We start from the raw sequence: 19,434 nt of genomic DNA, 5'->3' as shown, positions 1-19,434 counted from the left end.
GAGGCGCGCAATACGGGACGGGCCGCCGAGACGGGCCGCCGTCCACGTCATGCCAGCCATCTGCTTTTAAAAGGACGCCCTTTGGACACGCTGCTGCAATTCGTCAATCTTGTCCTGCACATCGACAAGTTTCTGGGAGTCTTCATCCATCAGTACGGCGCGTGGGTCTACGCGGTACTGTTCCTCATTGTGTTCTGCGAGACGGGCCTCGTCGTGCTGCCGTTCCTGCCGGGCGACTCGCTGCTGTTCATCGGCGGCGCATTCTGCGCGACAGGCGAAATGAACATCGAGCTGCTGATCGTGCTGCTGCTGGTGGCGGCCGTGCTCGGCAACACGGTGAACTACATGATTGGCCGCGCAATCGGGCCGAAGGTGTTCGACTCGCACATACCCGTGCTCGAACGGTTCCTCGATCGCGAGGCGCTGCGCAAGACGCACAATTTCTACGAGCGCCACGGCGGCAAGACCATCGTGCTCGCGCGTTTCATTCCCGTCGTGCGGACCTTTGCGCCGTTCGTCGCGGGCGCGTCGCAGATGAGCGTCAAGCGGTTCCAGTTCTTCAACGTCGCGGGCGCGCTGTTCTGGGTGCTGCTTTTGACGCTGCTCGGTTTCTTCTTCGGCAATATTCCGTTCATCCGCCAGTATCTGAATGTGATCGTGCTGGTCGGTATCGGCGCCGCCGTGGTGCCCGTCGTGCTCGGCGCGTTGTGGAAGGTCATGCGCAGCAAGCGTCAGCCGGAGCGCTCGGCCGGCAACAACACTGGGCATTGATGAGGGCGAACAGCAGGCATCCGCACGCGATGCCTGCGGCGCTCAAGATTCAATCGGGCCACCCGATCAATCACAACAGAAACGCTACGGCGCCACACGCCGCACGACAGGCGTTTCCGGCGTCGGATAGCCCGCTTCGCGGAACGTATCGATGATCGCGCGGTTGGTGTCGAAATACACCTGCCAGTAGTTGTCGTTGTGCGTGTAAGGTCGCACGCACAGCAGCGGACCTTCCGGCGTGAACGACAGCACTTCGATATCGGGCGGCGGGCTCTCCGACACATTCGGAATCTTCGTGACGGCGGCCCGCAACCGGTTCGCCGCATCGAGGGGATCGACGCCGTTCGCGACCTTCGCCGTCAGCTCGACACGCCGCACCGGCTGCGCGCTGAAATTGGAAATGATGCCGGAGAAGATCGTGTTGTTGCCGACGATGGTCAGCACGTTGTCGGGCGTGATGATCGTCGTGCCGAACAGGCCGAGTTCCTGCACCGTGCCCGTCACGCCGCCCGCCGTCACGAAATCGCCGACCTTGAACGGTCGCAGCACCTGCATGAAGATACCCGCCGCGAAATGCGCGAGCAGGCCGCCCCACGCGGTGCCGATCGCGAGACCGAGGCCCGCGAGCAGCGCGGCGAACGACGTGGTTTGCACGCCGAACACCTGCAGGATCGCGAGTATCAGGATCAGATTCAGAAGCGCGCCGAGGATCGAGCCAAGGTAGTGCGCGAGCGTCGGATCGACCTTGCTGTTGCGCGCGAGCACCTTGCGCAGCAGGCCGATGACGAGCCCGATCACCCATCGCCCGATGATCCACAGAGCGATTGCACCGAGTACCTTGGTCCCGAAGTCGATGCCCCGGGTCATCAGAAAGACGCGTACGGCTTCGATATCCACGATTCCCTCGCTTGAGTCGGTTCGTATGACTGACTGCGTGCATGCGACGGCGTAGTGAACGCGAGGCGGACCAGCAGAGCGGACGCCGCGTCCATCGCTTGTGCTACACGACGTTGTTATCCGTACGGCGAACGGCTTGAGCGGGCAGGTTGCCCGATATGCGAGAAACGGCGGCGCTGTTGCCGCCGCTTGCAATCATCGACTGTTATAGGCGATGGCGCGGCCGTGAGCAAGACATATTCCCGGCTGAGCACGCCAGCACCGATCGTGGTCAATTGGCGGAAGGCGACGTGCGGATGACGGTGCGCGCGCCGGCGCGCCCGGCTGCCTTGCGGCTGCGCATGCGCGACAGGCCGATGGCGATGCCGCATGCCGTCACATAGGCGGCAAGGCGCGGAATGAACGCTTGCACGGTGCTGAACTTGCCATAGCGCGCCTGCGAATCGGCGAACACCAGAAAGGTCAACGCCGCATCGAACAGCAGCGCGATCGCGACGAACACCACGAACACCAGATAGCCGTCCGCTTTCGCGTCGGGTCTCATCCAGTTGATCACGCAACATGCTGTCAGCAGCACGGCGAGGGTGATCAGGTTCGAAATCAGATCGAGCAGGAAATTGATCATGACGTTGAGATGGAAACGTTCTTTTACGAATGCCCGCTCGCAGGGTGACGTCGATGTGCAGTCACCACATGGGCATGGCGGCGCGATCATTGCACGTCTTTCCATCTCGATAAATGCAAATATCTGGACTCCAGAACAAGGCGTTGGCGACGCACGACACGCGATGCTTTTTCTCAACGGTTTGCGCCGTCAAATGTAAAAAAGGGTGTCCGGTTGCCCGGAGACCCTTGTCGGTTTGGCGACGACAGCGAATGTCCCGCTGTCCCGCCTGGTGTAGGAAGCTCGCTATTGCCTGAGCGACGCGGCCGGCGCGAAGTCTTCCGCGTCGACGTCGTAGCCCGACGGCTCCCAGCGAATCGCGAGCAGCGCAATGAGGCCGCAAAGCGGCGCGACGGCGATGATCCAGAACACGCGCGTATGCAGCGCGGCGGCGAGGACGGGGAACAGGAACAACGATACGGTCGAGCTTGCGCGCATCAGCGTCTGGTTGAAGCCGACGCCGACGCCGCGCAGCGAAGTCGGATAGCTCAGCGAAGCGAACGTCATGCTATGCGAGCCTGGCCCGAAGCCCTGGCCGAACAGGAACAGCGCGAGCATCGCGATCGCGGTGGCGACCTGCGCGCCACCCGCTGGCTTGCCGACGACGGCAAGACCGACCAGCGCGACGAGCTGGCACGCGTAGCCGAGTACTGTCATGTTCCATGCGCCGAACCTCGGCACCGTGCGCACCGCGATGACGCCGCCGACGAACGCAAACGCGAGATTGAGCACGAGCGACGCGAGGATCGTGGTGAGCATCGACTGCGCGAGGAAGCTCGAGATGATCACAGGCAAGCCGAACGCGACCGCGTTATACGCAAACGACGACGCGATCGCGATGACCGTCGCGAGCACCGTGCGCTTCAGATAGACGCCCTTGAGCAGCGTGCCGTAGTTCTTCCACGACGCCGTGCGCACGTGGCTCTGTTTCGCGGTGGCGGCGGCGTCCGGCGCGACGTCCGCGTCGATGCCGTACGAGCGCTTGAGAATCTGTGCAGCGCCGTTCAGATCGCCCTGATTCGCGGCCCACACGGGCGACTCGCTGATATAGCGGCTGCGGATCAGGATGATGACGATCGCGGGCACGGCGCCAAAGCCGAGAATCAGACGCCATAGCAGAGGCTGATGGCTCTCCGGCAAAGTCGCATAGAACGCCAGCACGAGCAGATACGACACGCTGATGGCCGCATACCAGACGGGGCACCACATCGCGACGCGCGAGGCCTTGTTGCCCTTGCCTTGCAGCCGCGAGAACTCGGCGAGAAACGCCATCGCGACGGGCAGGTCGATGCCGACGCCGAGACCCATCACGAAGCGCGCGCCGCCGAGCACCCATGCGTTCGGCGCGAACGCACAGGCGAGCGCGGCGATCACGAAGAAGAACATGTCGGCCATGAACACGCGATAACGTCCGATGCGGTCGGTCAGAAAGCCGCCAAGAAACGCGCCGACGATCGCGCCGAACGTGATCGCGGAAGCGACGAAGCCCGTGCCGGCGGGCGTGAGCGAGAATTCTCGCGCGACGTCCTTGAGGCCGAAAGCGAGGGCGCCGAGATCGTAGGCATCGAGAAACACGCCGCCGAGCGCGATCGCGACGACGATGCGCGCGTCGCTGCCGATGGCGGCGCCCTGGTTGACGAGTGCCGAGACATCGGCGGCGGAACGGATGACAGGCTTGTTGTGCGCGCGGGATGATGCCTGCGCGACGCCTGTTTCGGGCGCGAGAACGGTGGACATGCGGCTGGTACGCGCAAAACGCGCAAAAGGGCGAATGCTACGGGCGCCTATCTGCTGCCACCAACGTTATTTTTGTTATTAGCTCATGCCCGCGTTGATGCGGAATGAATCGTCCCAAATACGGGAATGCGGACCGGCGCGCGGCCGGGATCAGCTCTTCGACATGCTGTGCCGGTGTGCCGCGCGATAGTCGGTCGGGGAAATGGACAGACGCTTGCGGAAGATCTTCGCGAGCCCGTCGCCGCTACGCACGCCGCAGCGCCGCGCGATCCCGTCGATCGACATGTCGGTCTCCGTCAGCAGCAGGCAGCTCGCGTCGAGCCGCGCGCGCAACAGGTATTCCGACGGCGTGAGCCCCACTTGCGCCTTGAAGCGCCGCAGGAAATTGCGCTCGCTCATCTTCGCGACTTCGGCGGCTTCCGCCACCGAAATGTGGCGCGTGTAGTTCTCGCGGATCCAGTGCGCGGCCGTCGTGATCTTGCGGGTGATGCCCTTTTTTTCGTCGTCGTCGAGAATCGCATCGAGGCGCCGCGACGTGCCCGACAGCGCGCGCTCGGACACCAGCCGAGCGATCGGCGTGCCGTGATCGCGCTTGATGACCGTGAGCGCGGCCGCGATCGAACGCACGGGTGCGTCGACGTCGATCGAGGCGCCGGGCTCGATGTGCCATTGCGTGTCATTCATGACGGGGGCGACGGGTGTGCCCGAGTCGTCGGTTGCGCCCGACATGCTGCGCCAGCCGCGCCGCTCGAAGGCGAGATCGGCGGCCGCGAGCACGCCGAGGCCCTCGTCGAGCCCCTTGACGACGCGGATTTTCGGCGCGATCGCGCGCAGCCGCCGGATCAGCCGCTCGTTCACCTTCGCGCGGGACGCGCCCGGACCGCCGACGATGAACATCGTGTCGAAGCCGTTCAGCAGCGGTCCATTGAGGCTTTCCGTCCACACGCGCAGCGAACAGCCGCTGACGACGCTGCCGCCCATTTCGGACAGCATCACGATCGAATAGGAGGGTTCGATTCCCACACCCTCGAGGCCGGACTGATCGGCCTGTGCTTCGTTGGCGAGTCGGAACGCGTCAGCGAGCAGACACACGTCGCTCAGCGGAAATCGTTCAAAAACGAGAATGCCGATACGTTTGACCATGTGTCCGACATTGACGACTGCGCTCGACGAGGTTGAATCCATCCATCGACTCACCGCGTGCTCATATCGCATCGTCTGTCTCCAGTGCCGAGGACGGCGAAAGAATAAAGGTCTGCGTGCCTTGGGTCCATCATAGGCCCAGGTTTTTAAGGCCTGGCGGTTTGAGTCGGAAAATACCGAGAAGTTGGCAGATCGGCTCGATATTCGCGGAATACGCTGGCGTATCGATGCTTATCAAACCACTCAAAAGAGGCGCGAGCATGCTCAGCATACGCAAGGCGGTGTTCCCCGTGGCCGGTCTCGGCACCCGATTCCTGCCCGCGACGAAGGCGAGCCCGAAAGAGATGCTGCCCGTCGTCGACAAGCCGCTGATCCAGTACGCGGTCGAGGAGGCGATTGCGGCGGGCATCACCGAGATGATCTTCGTCACGGGGCGCAGCAAGCGCGCGATCGAAGACCATTTCGACAAGTCCTACGAGGTCGAGTGTGAGTTGCTCGCGCGCGGCAAGCTCGCGTTGCTGGAACTGGTGCAGAACATCAAGCCGAGCCATGTCGAATGCTGCTATGTGCGCCAGCCGGAGCCGCTTGGGCTCGGCCATGCGGTGCTGTGCGCGGAAAAGCTGGTCGGCGACGAACCGTTCGCCGTGATGCTCGCCGACGACCTGCTCGACGGCGAGCCGCCCGTTCTGTCGCAAATGGTGAGCCTGTTCAATCACTACCATTGCTCGATTGTCGGTGTCGAGGAGATCGGCAAGCAGGAATCGCGCTCGTATGGCGTGATCGACGGCAAGCGTTGGGACGACCGGCTCTTCAAGATGTCGGGCATCGTCGAAAAGCCCGCGCCTGAGGACGCGCCGTCGAATCTCGGCGTCGTGGGCCGCTACGTGCTGATGCCCGCGATCTTCGATCATCTGCGCCGCCAGCGCGCGGGCGCGGGCGGCGAGATTCAGCTGACGGATGCGATCCAGTCGCTGCTCGGCTCGGAGCAGGCGCTCGCGTACCAGTACCGCGGCAAGCGCTTCGACTGTGGCAGCAAGCTCGGCTACCTGAAGGCGACGGTCGAGTTCGCGTTGCGCCATCCCGAAGTGAAAGATGCGTTCGATGCCTATTTGCGCGGCCGCATGCAAGGCGAAACCGGCGTGAACGGCGAGGGCGCGCAGGAAGAGCTGGCGGAACTGTTGAGCCGGGTCTGATTCCGGCGTGGTTACGCGTGGCGCGGCGGCATGAGCCGCCGCGCCTTTTTCGTGCACAGACATCGCTCGCCGACGAACCTCGCCCGCGGGCTCAGCGGAAATACGCCTTCGTGTTTTCGTGCACGTCGTCGCGCGCGAGCAGCGCTTCGGGCGTGAGCCAGATATAGCGGCTGTGCTGGTCGAAGCGCCCGACGGACGCCGTGTTCTCGAGCGTCAGGAAATACGCGATCACGACATAGTGCGTCGTGATCTTGTCCGCGCCGGCGAAGTTGTCTTTATAAAGGTGTTCGAACAGACCGCCGAAACGCGCGGCCGCGCGCTCCATCCCTGAGATACCGAGTTCCGAGTCGACGATGCGCGTGAACGCCGCGTCGAGCCTCTCGTTCTTGCAGATACGCCCGCCCGGCACGAACCAGGTGCCGAGCGCCGGTCGATTACGCCGATGCCCGACGAGCACTCGCCCCGCGTAGTCGGACACGATCAGGTCGATCGACACGAGCGGTGTCATCTTGACGACCTGGAGAAAATCGCCTGCTTCGAGATAATTGGCACACGTGGCGGCCATGTCTCTCTCTCGTCATGTAGTCTTGTTTAATGGATGCAGCGAAACGGGATGCAGCACAATGCCCGTCACACGCGTCGCACATGTGACGGGCGGCTGGCGTGCTCGGCCGGCTTGCCTGTCTATTGATCGTGATCGCTGGCGAACAGCCGCGACGCGGTGCCAAACAGAAGGGCGATGGCAACGGCGACGCCCACGCTAAGCAGCAGCCAGGACGCCAGCATTGCGACCACCATCACCATGATCCAGCCCAAACCGGTCATTCCACCGCTCCGTCGTCATGGCCCCGATGGCTTGCGCTACGGTGACACGCGCATGACGCGCGGCTTGCAGCATTTGCACAGAGTCTAGACGTAGCAATAAAACGCGGTTCTGTCGTCTGACGCCTAAATGCCGTCTTGTATGGCCAAAGTGAAAGGTGGCGCGTGCGCACATGCTGCGCGGCGTTTTGCGCGCGCTTCGTCGCGACGATTACGGTGACTACGGCGGTTATGGCGCGACATAGCCCGCCGGCGTCGTGACGTTGGCCTTCATCACGGCCACATTCGACGACACGACATACACGGGCGTCTCCGCCAGCGCGAGCGACACGTAACCATCTTCGTAGGGCACGCTCGACGGATTGCCCATCATGTCGAACACCGTGACCTTGCCCGCGGTGCCCGGCGCATCCACCTGCAGACGCCATGCAACGCCCGCCGTCGGGTCGAAGTGAGTCGACTTGTTCCACTTTGCGTTGTCGTGCGTCCAGGCGGCCGTGACGACTTTGCCGTTGTTCAGGCGCTGAAACGCGTACGCGTAGACGCCCGCGGGCGTGCGCTTGACGGGCCCGAGCGTGGCCGTGCCGTCGATTAGCCGCGTCATCGCGACAATCGCGGATGCGGCCGGTTTCGGGCTGACCGTGCTCGGACCGAATGCACCCTTCGGATGTTCGAGATCGAAGAACACGCCGTAGCCAGGCGTCGCAGCGGGCGAGTCGTTCGAATAGAAGACGTAGGTCATGTCGGCGCCTTCGCCGAGCAGGATCAGATGCGTACGCGCGACGACGGCGCCTTGCGCGTACAGCACATCGTTGGGCGGATAGCGCGGGCCATACTCTTTGCCCACGTCGTAGCTGATGCCAGTCTCCGTTGCGAACAGCTTTGCGCCTGGCCTGTACTGATCCGTCATCACGCGTCGCAAGGCGCGCATCGCGTTCGGCAGCGCGTATTGCGCCTGTTGCGGATTGCTATCGTTCATCAGACGTTCGGGCGGATGCGACGGGCTGTTGCCACCCGGATCGTAGTAGCCGTGAATGGCGATTCCGTCGAGATACTTAGGCAGGCCGAGCGGCGCGAGACGCTTGAGCCATTCGATATTGCCAACCACCGATCCAAACGTCGGGCCCATCACGACGGCGCCCGGATCGGTCGCATGAATGCCCTCATGCACGGACTTATATAGCTGGACGAAATTCGCATCGGTGTCGCGCCAGGGCAGGCCGCCTGCCAGATCGGGCTCCCATGTCACCTGGTAGTAGTTGCTCGATTGCGTTGGAAAGACTGTGTTGCGCACGCGGCTCGATTCAGCGCCGACGCGCTGCATGTATTCGCGCAGCGCTTCCGTCGACTTCGGCAGATAGCTATGCGTCTGCTTGCCCGTCGGACTCGCCCAACCAGGAAAGCCGTCGAGTTGGATCAGGCGCAGCAGGTCGCCTTTGCGGAACCACGGCGCGAGTTGTCGCGTGGCGGGATTGAAGGTGTCCGCGCGGTCCGGTTCTTCCTTGTACCAGTTGCGATTGTCGTTGACCCAGGTGAGGCCGAGCCGCGTATAGAGCGGACGATAGCCGTCGCCGTCGCAGCAGCGCTGGCCGGGTCCGACGAACGCGCCGCCCTGGCCGCCGAAGCGATGCAGGTCCGCGTGCGCGTAATGCACGGGCGGCACGCTCGCCGACACATCGGGCAGCACGCCGAAGGTCGCGATGCCTTGCGGACGCGTGCCGCGTGCCGCCAGTTGCCCACGCGCCTTTTTCAATGATGCGGACAGCGCGAAGTATCCCGCCAGCGAAGACTCGCAATTCAACGTCACCTGACGCGCACCTTGCGCAACGCCATACGTGCCGCTTGCCTGCACGGTGCCCCACGCATCGCGGACTTTCCATGCGAGTGTGTCGTCGTGCGGCGCGCGTGTCGTGATGACAATCTGGAACGAACGGTCGAGCAGAAAGAGGCGCGTGCCGTCGCTTCCCGGCGTGTCTGCGTCGATGAGATCGCCCTGTGCGTTCGCAGCCGCCACGTCCGACGATTTGTTGCAACGGAGTCCTTGAGAATCGTTCGCACGAGGTGGCGCTTTCATCGGCCATTCGCTCTCGTCAGAGGCGTCGCCCGTGGATGCAGTCGTGGCTTTGGCGGATGCGGACGGGCTAGCTGCATCGTTCGCGCCAGCGATCCAGCATTGCTTGAGTTCGCCAGGCGCGGGGTCGCCGAATATCGCGTTGTTGCAAGGCGTGCCGTTCGTCAGGGACTTGACCGTGTTGTGCGTCTCGCTACCATAACGCACGTCGCGCGTGCCGTTGAAGCTGCACGTGCCGCGCTCGTCTGCACAATGAGTCCAGTTACCAGGGTTCCTCGCAGCCTGTTCGCTATCGGCCGATGCATTGTCACAGCCGCTCGCTATCGCAATGACTACGACTAGCATTGCTACTGGCAAGCTGAACGATACATTGCGTGAAAGACGCGGCCGAAAATCTGATGCGCATCTCTTACCGACACTGTTATCGCCATCAGTCATTCTTCCCCCAAACCGTATCGATGACCGGTCACGCGCGAATCGCGCGACCCAGATTACACCGATGAGTTAGCAGGAATTGGACGTTTCCTAGTGCATGGGCGCAACTTCGCTGGCGGATCGATACGAATTGCGTCGTCGCGACGCTTGTTCGTGGCGAGATTCGACTAATGCAGCAAGGTGGCGCTGCGTGAGGCCTGCAACGTAGCGAAAAGGTCTTGGTGTGTCCGAATGAACCTGAATGGCTCGCCAAAACGGCAGTTTGACTGCACCTGGTTAGCGCCATTGCGCCTCTCACTGGGGCCCAATGTTTCGTGTTTGAAACATTAATCGATTTGTTTATGGCGCCACTCATGAAGGAATAATAAGAAAGTATTTGGCCTGGCATTTTCGTTCTTATAATTCCTAATTGGTGCACCTGTGCGCGCAATTTCGTCATATCAATAACGCCGTCATTTCACAATTGCAAACTGGCAATTGGATCGGGAATCGGGATAACCAGGTATACGTCCGGGTAAGTATTGCGGACCTTAAATGTAGAGCCGAAAAATTGCTGTTTTATTGATATGAAGAAACTGTAATTGCAACAATTTGTAAGGCTTTATGTCAGCCGTGGCGGGGCTTTAGAGGCGTAGCTTCGATTCGTCTTATGAAATGGCGAATTAGGTGTGAAATAGAGAGGCCCGTAATAACCGGTCTATCGGATTGTTAAATGCGGGTTGAAAGCCGGTTAGCATCCAGCGGACCGAATACGCCAATACATCGTCACTTTCAGTCAGTAGCTGCCGGGATTGTTTTTTTAATGCGTATGATGCACTGCACATCGCATGCATTTATCTAGTTCTTTCCACGCCGGAATGGTCAAGGGGGAAGAGTCATGGCGTATGCAAGTCTTGAATCTCCGATGGTTGGCTGGGTGCGAGCGCCCGAGCATAGCGCGCACTACGCAGCCGCTACACGCCACATAGCAATTCTGCTTTTCGACGGCTGTTCTCTTCTTGGCGCAGGCATCGTCGCTGAAGTTTTTCACGCTGCTAACGAACTGTCTTCATCCGCCAGTCACAGCTGGACGTATGACGTGAGTTTCCTCTCGGCTGCCGGCGGCAACATCACGTGCTCGTCGTCGATTCGCGTCTGGACGGATGGGCTCGATGCGCGTCATTACATGGGCTTCGATGCGCTTTTCGTCGCGGGCGGCAAAGGTGCGCGTGCCGCGGCCCGCGACGAACGGCTCATAGCCTGGCTGCGGCGTGTGCATGCGAACACCAGCACCGTGCGTCCGATCGGCGAAGGACGCTCGCTGCTCGAAGCGGCCTGCATCAACGGCATTCAGCAACGCGACTTCGGCAGCTATAACGTGCGCGAAGAACGTAATGAACGTAACGGCAGCGAAGCGAACGATCGCCTCGAGTCGATGAAGAGCGCGCTGATGCTGATCAAGCGCGACCTTGGAATCGATGTCGCGCGCAATGTCGCCGAACGCCTGATGCCCGACGCCGGCGACAGCCTGATGTCGCTGTTGGGCGACAGCACGGGCAAGAGTCCCGCAGATAAGGTGCGCGCTGCGGCGCGCTGGTTACAGGAGAACTGCCAGCGGTCGATCTCGATCGCGGACGCGGCCCAGGTGGCCGCGATGAGCGAACGCAATTTCCTGCGTCGCTTCAAGATGGAAGTGGGCGTCACTCCGTCCGACTACCTGTTGCACGCACGGCTCGCGATCACTTGCAGCCTGTTGACCGATTCCGAACTGCCCGTCGACAAGATCGCGCGGCGTACGGGAATGGGCAACGGCGATCGTCTTGCCAAGATCTTCCGCAAGCGGATGAAAGTCTCGCCGACGGAATACCGGATGAAGACCCGGCGCGAAGCCGGCATCTAGAAACCGGCCACGATCCAAAGTGTGTCGCAGGTCCTCATACCAGGGGTTAAGTGACCGAAATTAAGGAATCCAAACATGTTGATCGACCAGAATAATCCGACGAATGCGGCTGCACCGGGCAGCGCGCTGCCGGCCTGCACGCAGATCGTGCCGGTCATCCTGGCGGGCGGGTCAGGCACGCGCCTGTGGCCGATGTCGCGTGAGAACTTTCCGAAGCAGCTGATTGGCGTCGTCGGTTCGGAGTCGCTGTTGCAGGACACCGTGCATCGGATGGAAGGCTTTCCGGCTGGCTGGAGCGTGTCGAATTCGCCCATCGTCGTGTGCGGCGAAGAGCATCGCTTCGTGATTGCCGAGCAGTTGATGTGTAATTCGTGCACGCCCCGTCTCGTGGTCGAGCCGGCGCGGCGTGACACGGCGCCCGCGCTCACGCTGGCAGCAGCCCTCGCCTGCGCGAACGGCGAAGACGCGATTCTCGTCGTGATGCCGTCCGACCACGCGATCGGCGACGTGCCCGCGTTGCAGCGCGCGCTCGAAGTTGCCGCGCGCCATGCGCAGCGCGGCTCGATCGCCACGCTTGGCGTGCCACCGCGCGCGCCGGAAACGGGCTTTGGTTATATCCGCGTCGGCAAGAAGCTCGATGACGATGCGCGCGAAATCGATGGCTTCGTTGAAAAGCCCGCCGCCGAACTCGCGAAGCAATACCTCGCGCAAGGCACGTACTGGTGGAACAGCGGCATCTTCATCGTGCGCGCAAGCGTGTGGCTCGCGACGCTGCAATCGCTGCAGCCCGATATGCACGCGGCGTGTCTCGCGTCGTTCGTGCAAGGGCATACGGACGGCACCACGTTCCGTCCCGCGGCGGATGCGTTCACGCGCTCGCCCGCCGATTCGATCGACTACGCGGTGATGGAGCGTCTCAATGCAACGGTGGGCTGGACGTCGGCTGGCGTCGTCGTGCCGCTCGACGCAGGCTGGTCCGATCTCGGCTCGTGGGACGCCGTGTGGGCCGCGCAGCCGAAGGACGAGAACGGCAACGTCGGGCGCGGCCGCGTGATGTTCGAAGGTTCCGTATCGAGCTATGCGCATTCGGACGGACGGCTGGTCGCGTGCGTTGGCACGACCAATGTCGTGGTGGTCGAAACGGCCGACGCCGTGCTCGTCGCCGACCGCTCGCGCGTGCAGGACGTGAAGGGACTGGTCGCGCGTATCAAGGCGCAGAAAGCGCCGGAGGCCGATGCGCATCGCAAGGTGCGCCGCCCGTGGGGCTTCTACGATTCGATCGATCACGGCGACCGCTTCCAGGTGAAGCGCATCGTCGTGACGCCGGGCGCGAAGCTGTCGCTGCAGCTGCATCACCATCGCGCCGAACACTGGATCGTCGTGCGCGGCACGGCGCTCGTCACGCGCGGCGACGAACAGTTTCTGCTGACCGAAAACGAATCTACTTACATTCCGCTCGGCGTGCGCCACCGGCTCGAGAACCCGGGCAAGGTGCCGCTCGAAATCATCGAGGTGCAGTCGGGCTCGTATCTCGGCGAAGACGACATCGTGCGCTTCGACGACACATACGGACGGTGCGAACAGGCGCAAGACCAGAAGCAGTTGCAGAGCGCAGGCCCGCTTCCGGTCCAGAACCAGAGTCAGGGCACGGGGCAGGGCCCGACTCACGCCGCGAGTTAGGTGCGCGGCGGCGTAATACGCAACACCCGGAGAGCAGGTAACGAACGACGAATGGCAGGGTGACCGATATGCGGGACTTACGGGACTTTTTCGCGCGGGTTGCGGACGTGGCGCTGATACTGTTAGGCGCCATCGTTGCATCGCAGATCCGCTTCGACGAATTTTCGCAGCGCGGCTTCTACGACGCGTTCGTTCTCTTTTCCGCGGCCTTTGCGCTGGCGATGTTCCCGGCGTTCGGCGTCTATGTATCGTGGCGCGGCCGCTCGAAGCTCGCGCTCGCCGGGCAGGTCGCGCTCGCGTGGCTAGTCGTGCAGGGCTGCGCGCTCGCGCTGATGTATTCGCTGCATCGGATCGACATCGTGTCGCGCCTGTGGTTCGCGTACTGGACGGCGATGGCGGGCGGACTGCTGCTCGCATGGCGGCTGATCGCGCATGCCGTGCTGGCCCGCGCGCGGCGCCTCGGCTGGAATCTGCATCAGGTGGCGATCGTCGGCAGTGGCGGCCATTGTGACCAGATCCTGCGCCGCGTCGAATCGCAGCCGGCCACGGGCTTCCGCGCAACGGCCGTACTGAACACGCACCCCGAAGAATCGCCTCTGACCAACCCGCGCGTAACCTGCTTCGATTCGCAGGCGGCCTTCGCCGACTACGTACGCGCCAACGACGTACATGAACTGTGGCTCGCGCTGTCGCTCACCGACGAGCGCACGATCTTTCGCCTCGTCACCGAGTTTCGCAACGACCTCGTGAACATCCGCTTCATGCCGGACGTGCGCAGCCTCGCGCTGTTCGACACCAGTAGCGTGATCGAGCTGCTCGGTGTGCCCGCGATCAACCTCGTCGCGTCGCCGCTGTCGTCGCGCGCGCTATTCAAGAAGGACCTGTTCGACCGCGTGTTCGCCGCGGCCGCCATCATCGGACTCGCGCCGCTGCTGATCGCGATTGCGATTGCCGTGAAGGTGTCGTCGCCGGGCCCCGTGTTCTTCCGGCAGAAACGCAAGGGCGCCGACGGCCGCGTTTTCAGGATCTACAAGTTCCGCTCGATGCGCGTGCACACCGAGGAAGCCGGCAAGGTCAGTCAGGCGACCAAGGGCGATCCGCGCATCACCAGGGTCGGCGCGTTCCTGCGCCGCACGAGTCTCGACGAGCTGCCGCAGTTCTTCAACGTGCTGCGCGGCGACATGTCCGTGGTCGGGCCACGCCCGCACGCACTCGAACACGACGATCTGTATCAGAAGGTCGTGGCCGGCTATATCCATCGTTACCGGATCAAGCCGGGTATCACAGGCTGGGCGCAAATCAACGGCTTTCGCGGCGAAACCGATCGCATCGAAAAGATGGAGCAGCGGGTCGCGCATGACCTGTATTACCTGGGGCATTGGACGTTCTGGCTCGATATGCGGATTATCGGCGCCACGATCGTCAAAGGCTTCATTCATACCAACGCGTATTGAGACGGGGAGCAAGCCAATGAAAAAGGACCAAGCTCCCGTGTTAGGAGGAACTGCCATGAACCGCATTCGAACAGGCGTGTATGCACCGTTAGTGCTGTCGATGACGTTACTGCTTTCCGCCTGCGGTCTCGCACCCGGACAGCGGATGATCACGCCTGCCGCGCTGCCGGATACGGGCGGTGAGTACAGTACCGAGGCCGAGCAGCAGATCCAGATTCCCATTACCGACATCAATCTGTCGCTGGTGCGGAAGATGAAAGGCCAGACGACGGATCTCAGCCAGCAGACGGTCGGTCTCTTCAGCAACAAGCCGCCCGTCTACAAGATCGGTCCCGGCGACGTGTTGCAGATCACCGTCTGGGATCACCCCGAGCTGGCCGCCGCGCTCGGACAGCCGCAGGCATCGAGCAACAAGAACGATCCGGGGATCGGCTTTCTCGTCGATGCCGACGGCAACATCCAGTTCCCGTATGCGGGCACGCTGCGTGTGGCGGGCAAGGACGCGGCGACGGTGCAGAAAGAGCTGTATAAAAAGTTGAGCGTGGTCTATTCGAAGCCTGAAGTGACCGTGCGCGTCTCGTCGTTCCGCTCGTCGCAAGTGTATGTGGACGGCGAGGTGCACGCGCCGGGGCCGGCACAGGTCAACGACATCCCGATGTCGCTGACGGAAGCGATCAACCGCACGGGCGGCTTCACGCCGAATGCGGACCAAGGTCGTCTCGAACTCGTGCGCAACGGCGTGACCTACGACCTGAACGTGCCCGACCTGATCAAGCGCGGCCGTGCGCCGACCTCGATCTATCTGCAACCGGGCGACATGCTGCGCGTGCCGGCACGCGAAGAGAACGGCATCTATCTGATGGGCGAAGTGAACAAGCCCGCGACCATCCTGCCGATGCGCGACGGCAAGCTGTCGCTGTCGGAGGCGCTGTCGCAGGCGGGCAGCTTCAACCCGAACACGGCCGACGCGAAGCAGACTTTCGTCATCCGCAATTCGACGAGCGACAAGCCGGAGATCTATCACCTCGACACGACCTCGCCCGTTTCGATGCTGCTCGCGAACCAGTTCGCGCTGCAGCCGAAGGATGTCGTCTATGTCGACAACAACAGCCTCGTGCGCTTCAACCGGGTGCTGACGCTGCTACTGCCGGCAATCAATGCCGGTGTGACGGCTGCGTTGCTCGCGAAGTAAGCGGCAGGTATGCGTTATGCATTAACGGGGCAAAGCAACGCAGCGCTTTCGACACTGTCGGTCTTTGATGGATCAAGCAAATGGCTATCAACTTTGACAATCGTTATACGGATGTCAGTTCGGACGAGATGCATCTGACGGATTACTTGCAGGCTATCGTCGCGAACTGGCGCTCCATTCTGATGATCACGCTGGCCATCACGGCGCTGGGCACCGCGTATGCATTTATCGCGACGCCCGTCTATCGTGCGGACGTGCTGTTCCATGTGGTCGACAAGGCCGATAACAATAACAAGCAGGACGGCCTGCAACCGCTGACAGGCATGTTCGACACAAAGCCGTCGACGGCGGCCGAGATCGAGTTGATGAAGTCGCGGCTCGTGACCGAGGAGACCGTCAAGTCGCTGCACCTCGACATCGCCGCGCGGCCGCACACGTTGCCTTTCGTCGGCGGGCTGCTCGCGCCGCTGATGAACGGCAAGTGGGGCATCACGCTGCCGCCTTCGCTGCAGTTGCCGAGCTACGCATGGGGCAATGAGAGCATCAAGGTGTCGCGCTTCGACACGGGGAAAGACATGTACGACAGGGACTTCACGTTGATCGCCGGGCAGAACGGCGACTTCGTGCTGAACAATCCCGATGGCGTCGCGATTCTCGAAGGACGCGTCGGCGAGAACGTCGTGCGCGAAACGCCGGCCGGCCCGATCACGCTGCGCGTCGATGAAATGACGGGTGCGCCGGGCACGCGTTACGACCTGACGCGCGGGTCCACGCTGACGACCGTCGAGCGGCTGCAGAAGGCGATGGATATCAGCGAATCGACGCTGCAGTCGGGCGTGATCCGCGCGAGCCTCGAAGGCCACGATCCGAGGCTCACGGCCGACATCATGAACAGCATGGCGCGCGAGTTCATCCGCCAGGACGTCGAAAGCCGTTCGTCGGAAGCCGAGCACATGCTGGCCTTCCTCGACCAGCAACTGCCGCAGCTGCGCAAGGAACTCGATGCCGCCGAGCAGCGCTACAACACGTTCCGCAACCAGCACGGCACCGTCGACCTGAGCGAAGAAAGCCGGCTGCTGCTGCAGCAGATCGTCGACAACAAGACCAAGCTCGTCGACCTGCAGACGCAGCGCGCGGAGATGTCGCAACGCTTCACCGCGAATCACCCCGCCGTCGCCGCACTCGACGCACAGATCGCCGGGCTGCAAGGCAATCTGTCGAAGATGGGCAAGAGTGTGCAAACGCTGCCCGATACCGAGCAGACGGCCCTGCGCCTGTTGCGCGACGTGCATGTCGATACCGAGCTGTACACGAACCTGCTCAACAGCGCGCAGCAACTGCGCATCGCGAAGGCGGGCCAGGTGGGCGATGTGCGCATCGTCGACTTTGCCGAGGCAGCCGACGATCCCGTGCGTCCGAAGCGCGTGCTGGTGATCCTGATCAGCTTCGGCGCGGGTCTCTTTATCGGCATCGTGTTCGCATTCGTGCGCAAGACGCTGTATGGCGGCGTCGAACGTCCTGACGAGCTCGAAGCCGCGCTGGGCGTGCCCGTGTTCGCGGTGGTACCGCGCAGCGAGCAGCAGATGCGCCTGCAGCAGGACGTGATGATGCGCCGGCGCGGCCTGCATGTGCTCGCCGAACAGGCGCCGCAGGATATCGCCGTGGAAGGGGTGCGCAATCTGCGCACGTCGCTGCAGCTCTCCGTCGACGACAAGCAGAACAACGTCGTGATGCTGACGGGCTCGCGCCCGGATGCGGGCAAGTCGTTCCTGTCGGTGAACCTGTCGGCGCTCGTCGCTTCGACGGCCAAGCGCACGCTGGTGATCGACGGCGACATGCGGCGCGGCGACGTGCACTCGCACTTTGGTCTGCAGCATCAGCCGGGCCTCTCGGACGTGCTGCGCGGTGGCGACCTGCAATCGTCGATCCAGCGCGACGTGTTGCCGGGCCTCGACGTGCTCACCAAGGGCTCGCTGCCCTCGCATCCTTCGGAGCTGCTGATGAGCAAGCGCTTCGAAACGATGCTCGCGGAGCTGAAGGGCCAGTACGACCTGATCATCATCGATACACCGCCTGTGCTCGCCGTCACCGATTCGACCGTGATCGGCAAGCACGTGGGAACGACGTTGCTCGTGATTCGCCACGGTCGCCATCCGGTTGGCGAGCTCGCGGAAACCGCGAAGCGCCTGCGCAATGGCGGCGTGGATTTGCAGGGGGTGTTGTTGACCGACGTGCCGCAGGCGGGCGCTTTCATCGGCTCGGGTTATCGCGGCGGCTATTACGGTTACGAGAGTATCGCAGGCTAAACGCATGGGTCCGGAGCGAGGCGCCAAAGCGCCCGCTCAGTTCCACCAAGGAGAATACGATGACTCGAAAGGTTGCCTTGATTACCGGCATTACTGGCCAGGACGGCTCATACCTGGCCGAGCTGTTGATCGACAAGGGCTACGAGGTGCATGGCATCAAGCGTCGCTCGTCGTTGTTCAACACCGACCGGATCGACCACCTTTACCGCGATGTACACGACCCGGACCAGCGCCTGCAACTGCATCACGGCGACCTGACGGATTCGACGAGCCTCACGCGCATCATCCAGCGCGTCAAGCCGGACGAAGTCTATAACCTCGCGGCGCAGAGCCATGTTGCCGTGTCGTTTGAAGAACCGGAATACACGGCCAATGCCGACGGCCTCGGCACGCTGCGTCTGCTCGAAGCGATCCGCATCTGCGGCTTCGACAAAAAGACGCGCTTCTATCAGGCATCGACGTCGGAACTCTACGGCCTCGTGCAGGAAGTGCCGCAGCGCGAGACCACGCCGTTCTATCCGCGCAGCCCGTATGCCGTCGCGAAACTGTTCGCGTACTGGACCACGGTCAATTACCGCGAAGCGTATGGCATCTACGCGTGCAACGGCATCCTGTTCAATCACGAGTCGCCCGTGCGCGGCGAAACCTTTGTCACGCGCAAGATTACGCGGGCCATCGCGCGCATCGCGGTCGGCCTGCAGGAAGAGCTCTATCTCGGCAATCTGTCGGCGCTGCGCGACTGGGGCCATGCGCGCGACTACGTCGAGATGCAATGGATGATGCTGCAGCAGGAAGTACCCGAAGACTTCGTGATCGCGACGGGCGTCCAGTACAGCGTGCGCGAGTTCGTGCAGCGCGCGGCGGCGGAGCTCGGCGTCACCGTGCGCTTCGAAGGCGAGGGCGTACATGAAGTGGGCATCGTCGAACATGTCGAGCGCCGTAGTCGCAGCGACATGCGCGTGCAGCCGGGTGACGTGATCGTGCGCGTCGATCCGCGCTACTTCCGTCCGACGGAAGTGGAGACGCTGCTCGGCGATCCGTCGAAGGCGCATCAGAAGCTGGGCTGGCAGCCGACCACCTCGTTCGAGACGCTCGTGAAGGAAATGGTGGTGTCGGATTACCAGATCGCGCGGCGCGATGCGCTCGTCACGCTGGCCGGCTTCAAGGCACTGGAACATCACGAGTGACGC

The 19,434-nt window shown here is 62.6% G+C and carries 16 protein-coding genes; 9 read left to right on the top strand and 7 right to left on the bottom strand.

Translation table 11 applies throughout. The features are described 5' to 3' along the window. Positions 1-81 precede the first annotated feature (81 nt). Positions 82-771 carry a DedA family protein gene (locus tag C2L64_RS14920; RefSeq protein WP_042310627.1) on the top strand — a complete coding sequence of 230 codons (690 nt, stop codon included), beginning with the start codon at positions 82-84 and terminating at the stop codon, positions 769-771. A gap of 84 nt (positions 772-855) precedes the next feature. Here the strand turns inward: C2L64_RS14920 and C2L64_RS14915 are convergent, their stop codons facing one another. Then, positions 856-1,668: a mechanosensitive ion channel family protein gene (locus C2L64_RS14915; protein WP_090836964.1), complete on the bottom strand. Its 813-nt coding sequence runs from the start codon at positions 1,666-1,668 to the stop codon at positions 856-858. 271 nt (positions 1,669-1,939) lie between these two features. After that, on the bottom strand, positions 1,940-2,293 hold the full coding sequence (locus C2L64_RS14910; RefSeq protein WP_090836962.1) for a hypothetical protein: 354 nt from the start codon (positions 2,291-2,293) through the stop codon (positions 1,940-1,942). Here C2L64_RS14910 and C2L64_RS53240 point away from each other — a divergent pair. Next, the gene (locus C2L64_RS53240) at positions 2,292-2,492 is read left to right on the top strand and encodes a hypothetical protein (RefSeq protein ID WP_143055772.1); all 201 of its coding nucleotides are present in this window, start codon (positions 2,292-2,294) and stop codon (positions 2,490-2,492) included. The genes C2L64_RS14910 and C2L64_RS53240 overlap by 2 nt on opposite strands. Before the next feature lie 86 nt (positions 2,493-2,578). Here C2L64_RS53240 and C2L64_RS14905 read toward each other — a convergent pair whose 3' ends face one another. Both C2L64_RS14905 and C2L64_RS14900 read right to left on the bottom strand, forming a co-directional pair. Beyond that, complete coding sequence (locus C2L64_RS14905; RefSeq protein ID WP_079486875.1) at positions 2,579-4,069, bottom strand: MFS transporter; 1,491 nt, start codon at positions 4,067-4,069, stop codon at positions 2,579-2,581. A 150-nt stretch (positions 4,070-4,219) separates the two neighbouring features. Then, positions 4,220-5,254: a GlxA family transcriptional regulator gene (locus C2L64_RS14900; RefSeq protein ID WP_244212204.1), complete on the bottom strand. Its 1,035-nt coding sequence runs from the start codon at positions 5,252-5,254 to the stop codon at positions 4,220-4,222. Between the two features lie 218 nt (positions 5,255-5,472). Here C2L64_RS14900 and galU point away from each other — a divergent pair, with 218 nt between their 5' ends. Further along, positions 5,473-6,405, top strand: coding sequence for a UTP--glucose-1-phosphate uridylyltransferase GalU (gene galU, locus C2L64_RS14895; RefSeq protein WP_090836957.1), 933 nt, complete (start codon positions 5,473-5,475; stop codon positions 6,403-6,405). A gap of 91 nt (positions 6,406-6,496) precedes the next feature. Here the strand turns inward: galU and C2L64_RS14890 are convergent, their stop codons facing one another. The 3 genes from C2L64_RS14890 to C2L64_RS14885 form a co-directional block, all read right to left on the bottom strand. Further along, positions 6,497-6,970: a GDP-mannose mannosyl hydrolase gene (locus C2L64_RS14890; RefSeq protein WP_090836955.1), complete on the bottom strand. Its 474-nt coding sequence runs from the start codon at positions 6,968-6,970 to the stop codon at positions 6,497-6,499. Positions 6,971-7,089: 119 nt separating this feature from the next. Beyond that, positions 7,090-7,230, bottom strand: coding sequence for a hypothetical protein (locus C2L64_RS54125; protein WP_167352341.1), 141 nt, complete (start codon positions 7,228-7,230; stop codon positions 7,090-7,092). Positions 7,231-7,456: 226 nt separating this feature from the next. Next, positions 7,457-9,643 carry a glycoside hydrolase family protein gene (locus C2L64_RS14885; RefSeq protein ID WP_090836954.1) on the bottom strand — a complete coding sequence of 729 codons (2,187 nt, stop codon included), beginning with the start codon at positions 9,641-9,643 and terminating at the stop codon, positions 7,457-7,459. 967 nt (positions 9,644-10,610) lie between these two features. Between C2L64_RS14885 and C2L64_RS14880 the strand changes: the two genes are divergently transcribed. The 6 genes from C2L64_RS14880 to gmd all read left to right on the top strand — a co-directional run bounded on the left by C2L64_RS14880 (position 10,611) and on the right by gmd (position 19,431). Then, complete coding sequence (locus C2L64_RS14880; protein ID WP_090836952.1) at positions 10,611-11,612, top strand: GlxA family transcriptional regulator; 1,002 nt, start codon at positions 10,611-10,613, stop codon at positions 11,610-11,612. A 75-nt stretch (positions 11,613-11,687) separates the two neighbouring features. Then, on the top strand, positions 11,688-13,292 hold the full coding sequence (locus C2L64_RS14875) for a mannose-1-phosphate guanylyltransferase/mannose-6-phosphate isomerase (RefSeq protein WP_090836950.1): 1,605 nt from the start codon (positions 11,688-11,690) through the stop codon (positions 13,290-13,292). Between the two features lie 68 nt (positions 13,293-13,360). Continuing rightward, on the top strand, positions 13,361-14,746 hold the full coding sequence (locus C2L64_RS14870; RefSeq protein WP_090836947.1) for an undecaprenyl-phosphate glucose phosphotransferase: 1,386 nt from the start codon (positions 13,361-13,363) through the stop codon (positions 14,744-14,746). Positions 14,747-14,801: 55 nt separating this feature from the next. After that, positions 14,802-15,938: a polysaccharide biosynthesis/export family protein gene (locus tag C2L64_RS14865; protein ID WP_090836945.1), complete on the top strand. Its 1,137-nt coding sequence runs from the start codon at positions 14,802-14,804 to the stop codon at positions 15,936-15,938. A gap of 80 nt (positions 15,939-16,018) precedes the next feature. After that, on the top strand, positions 16,019-18,244 hold the full coding sequence (locus tag C2L64_RS14860) for a polysaccharide biosynthesis tyrosine autokinase (protein WP_090836942.1): 2,226 nt from the start codon (positions 16,019-16,021) through the stop codon (positions 18,242-18,244). Positions 18,245-18,303: 59 nt separating this feature from the next. Further along, positions 18,304-19,431 carry a GDP-mannose 4,6-dehydratase gene (gmd, locus tag C2L64_RS14855; RefSeq protein WP_090836940.1) on the top strand — a complete coding sequence of 376 codons (1,128 nt, stop codon included), beginning with the start codon at positions 18,304-18,306 and terminating at the stop codon, positions 19,429-19,431. The last annotated feature ends 3 nt before the right edge of the window (positions 19,432-19,434 follow it).

The sequence above is a fragment of the Paraburkholderia hospita genome, from assembly GCF_002902965.1.
GTDB classification, from domain to species: Bacteria; Pseudomonadota; Gammaproteobacteria; order Burkholderiales; family Burkholderiaceae; genus Paraburkholderia; species Paraburkholderia hospita.
The sequence above is the reverse complement of the archived record's forward strand: the minus strand, read 5'-3'. Positions and strand labels throughout refer to the sequence as shown.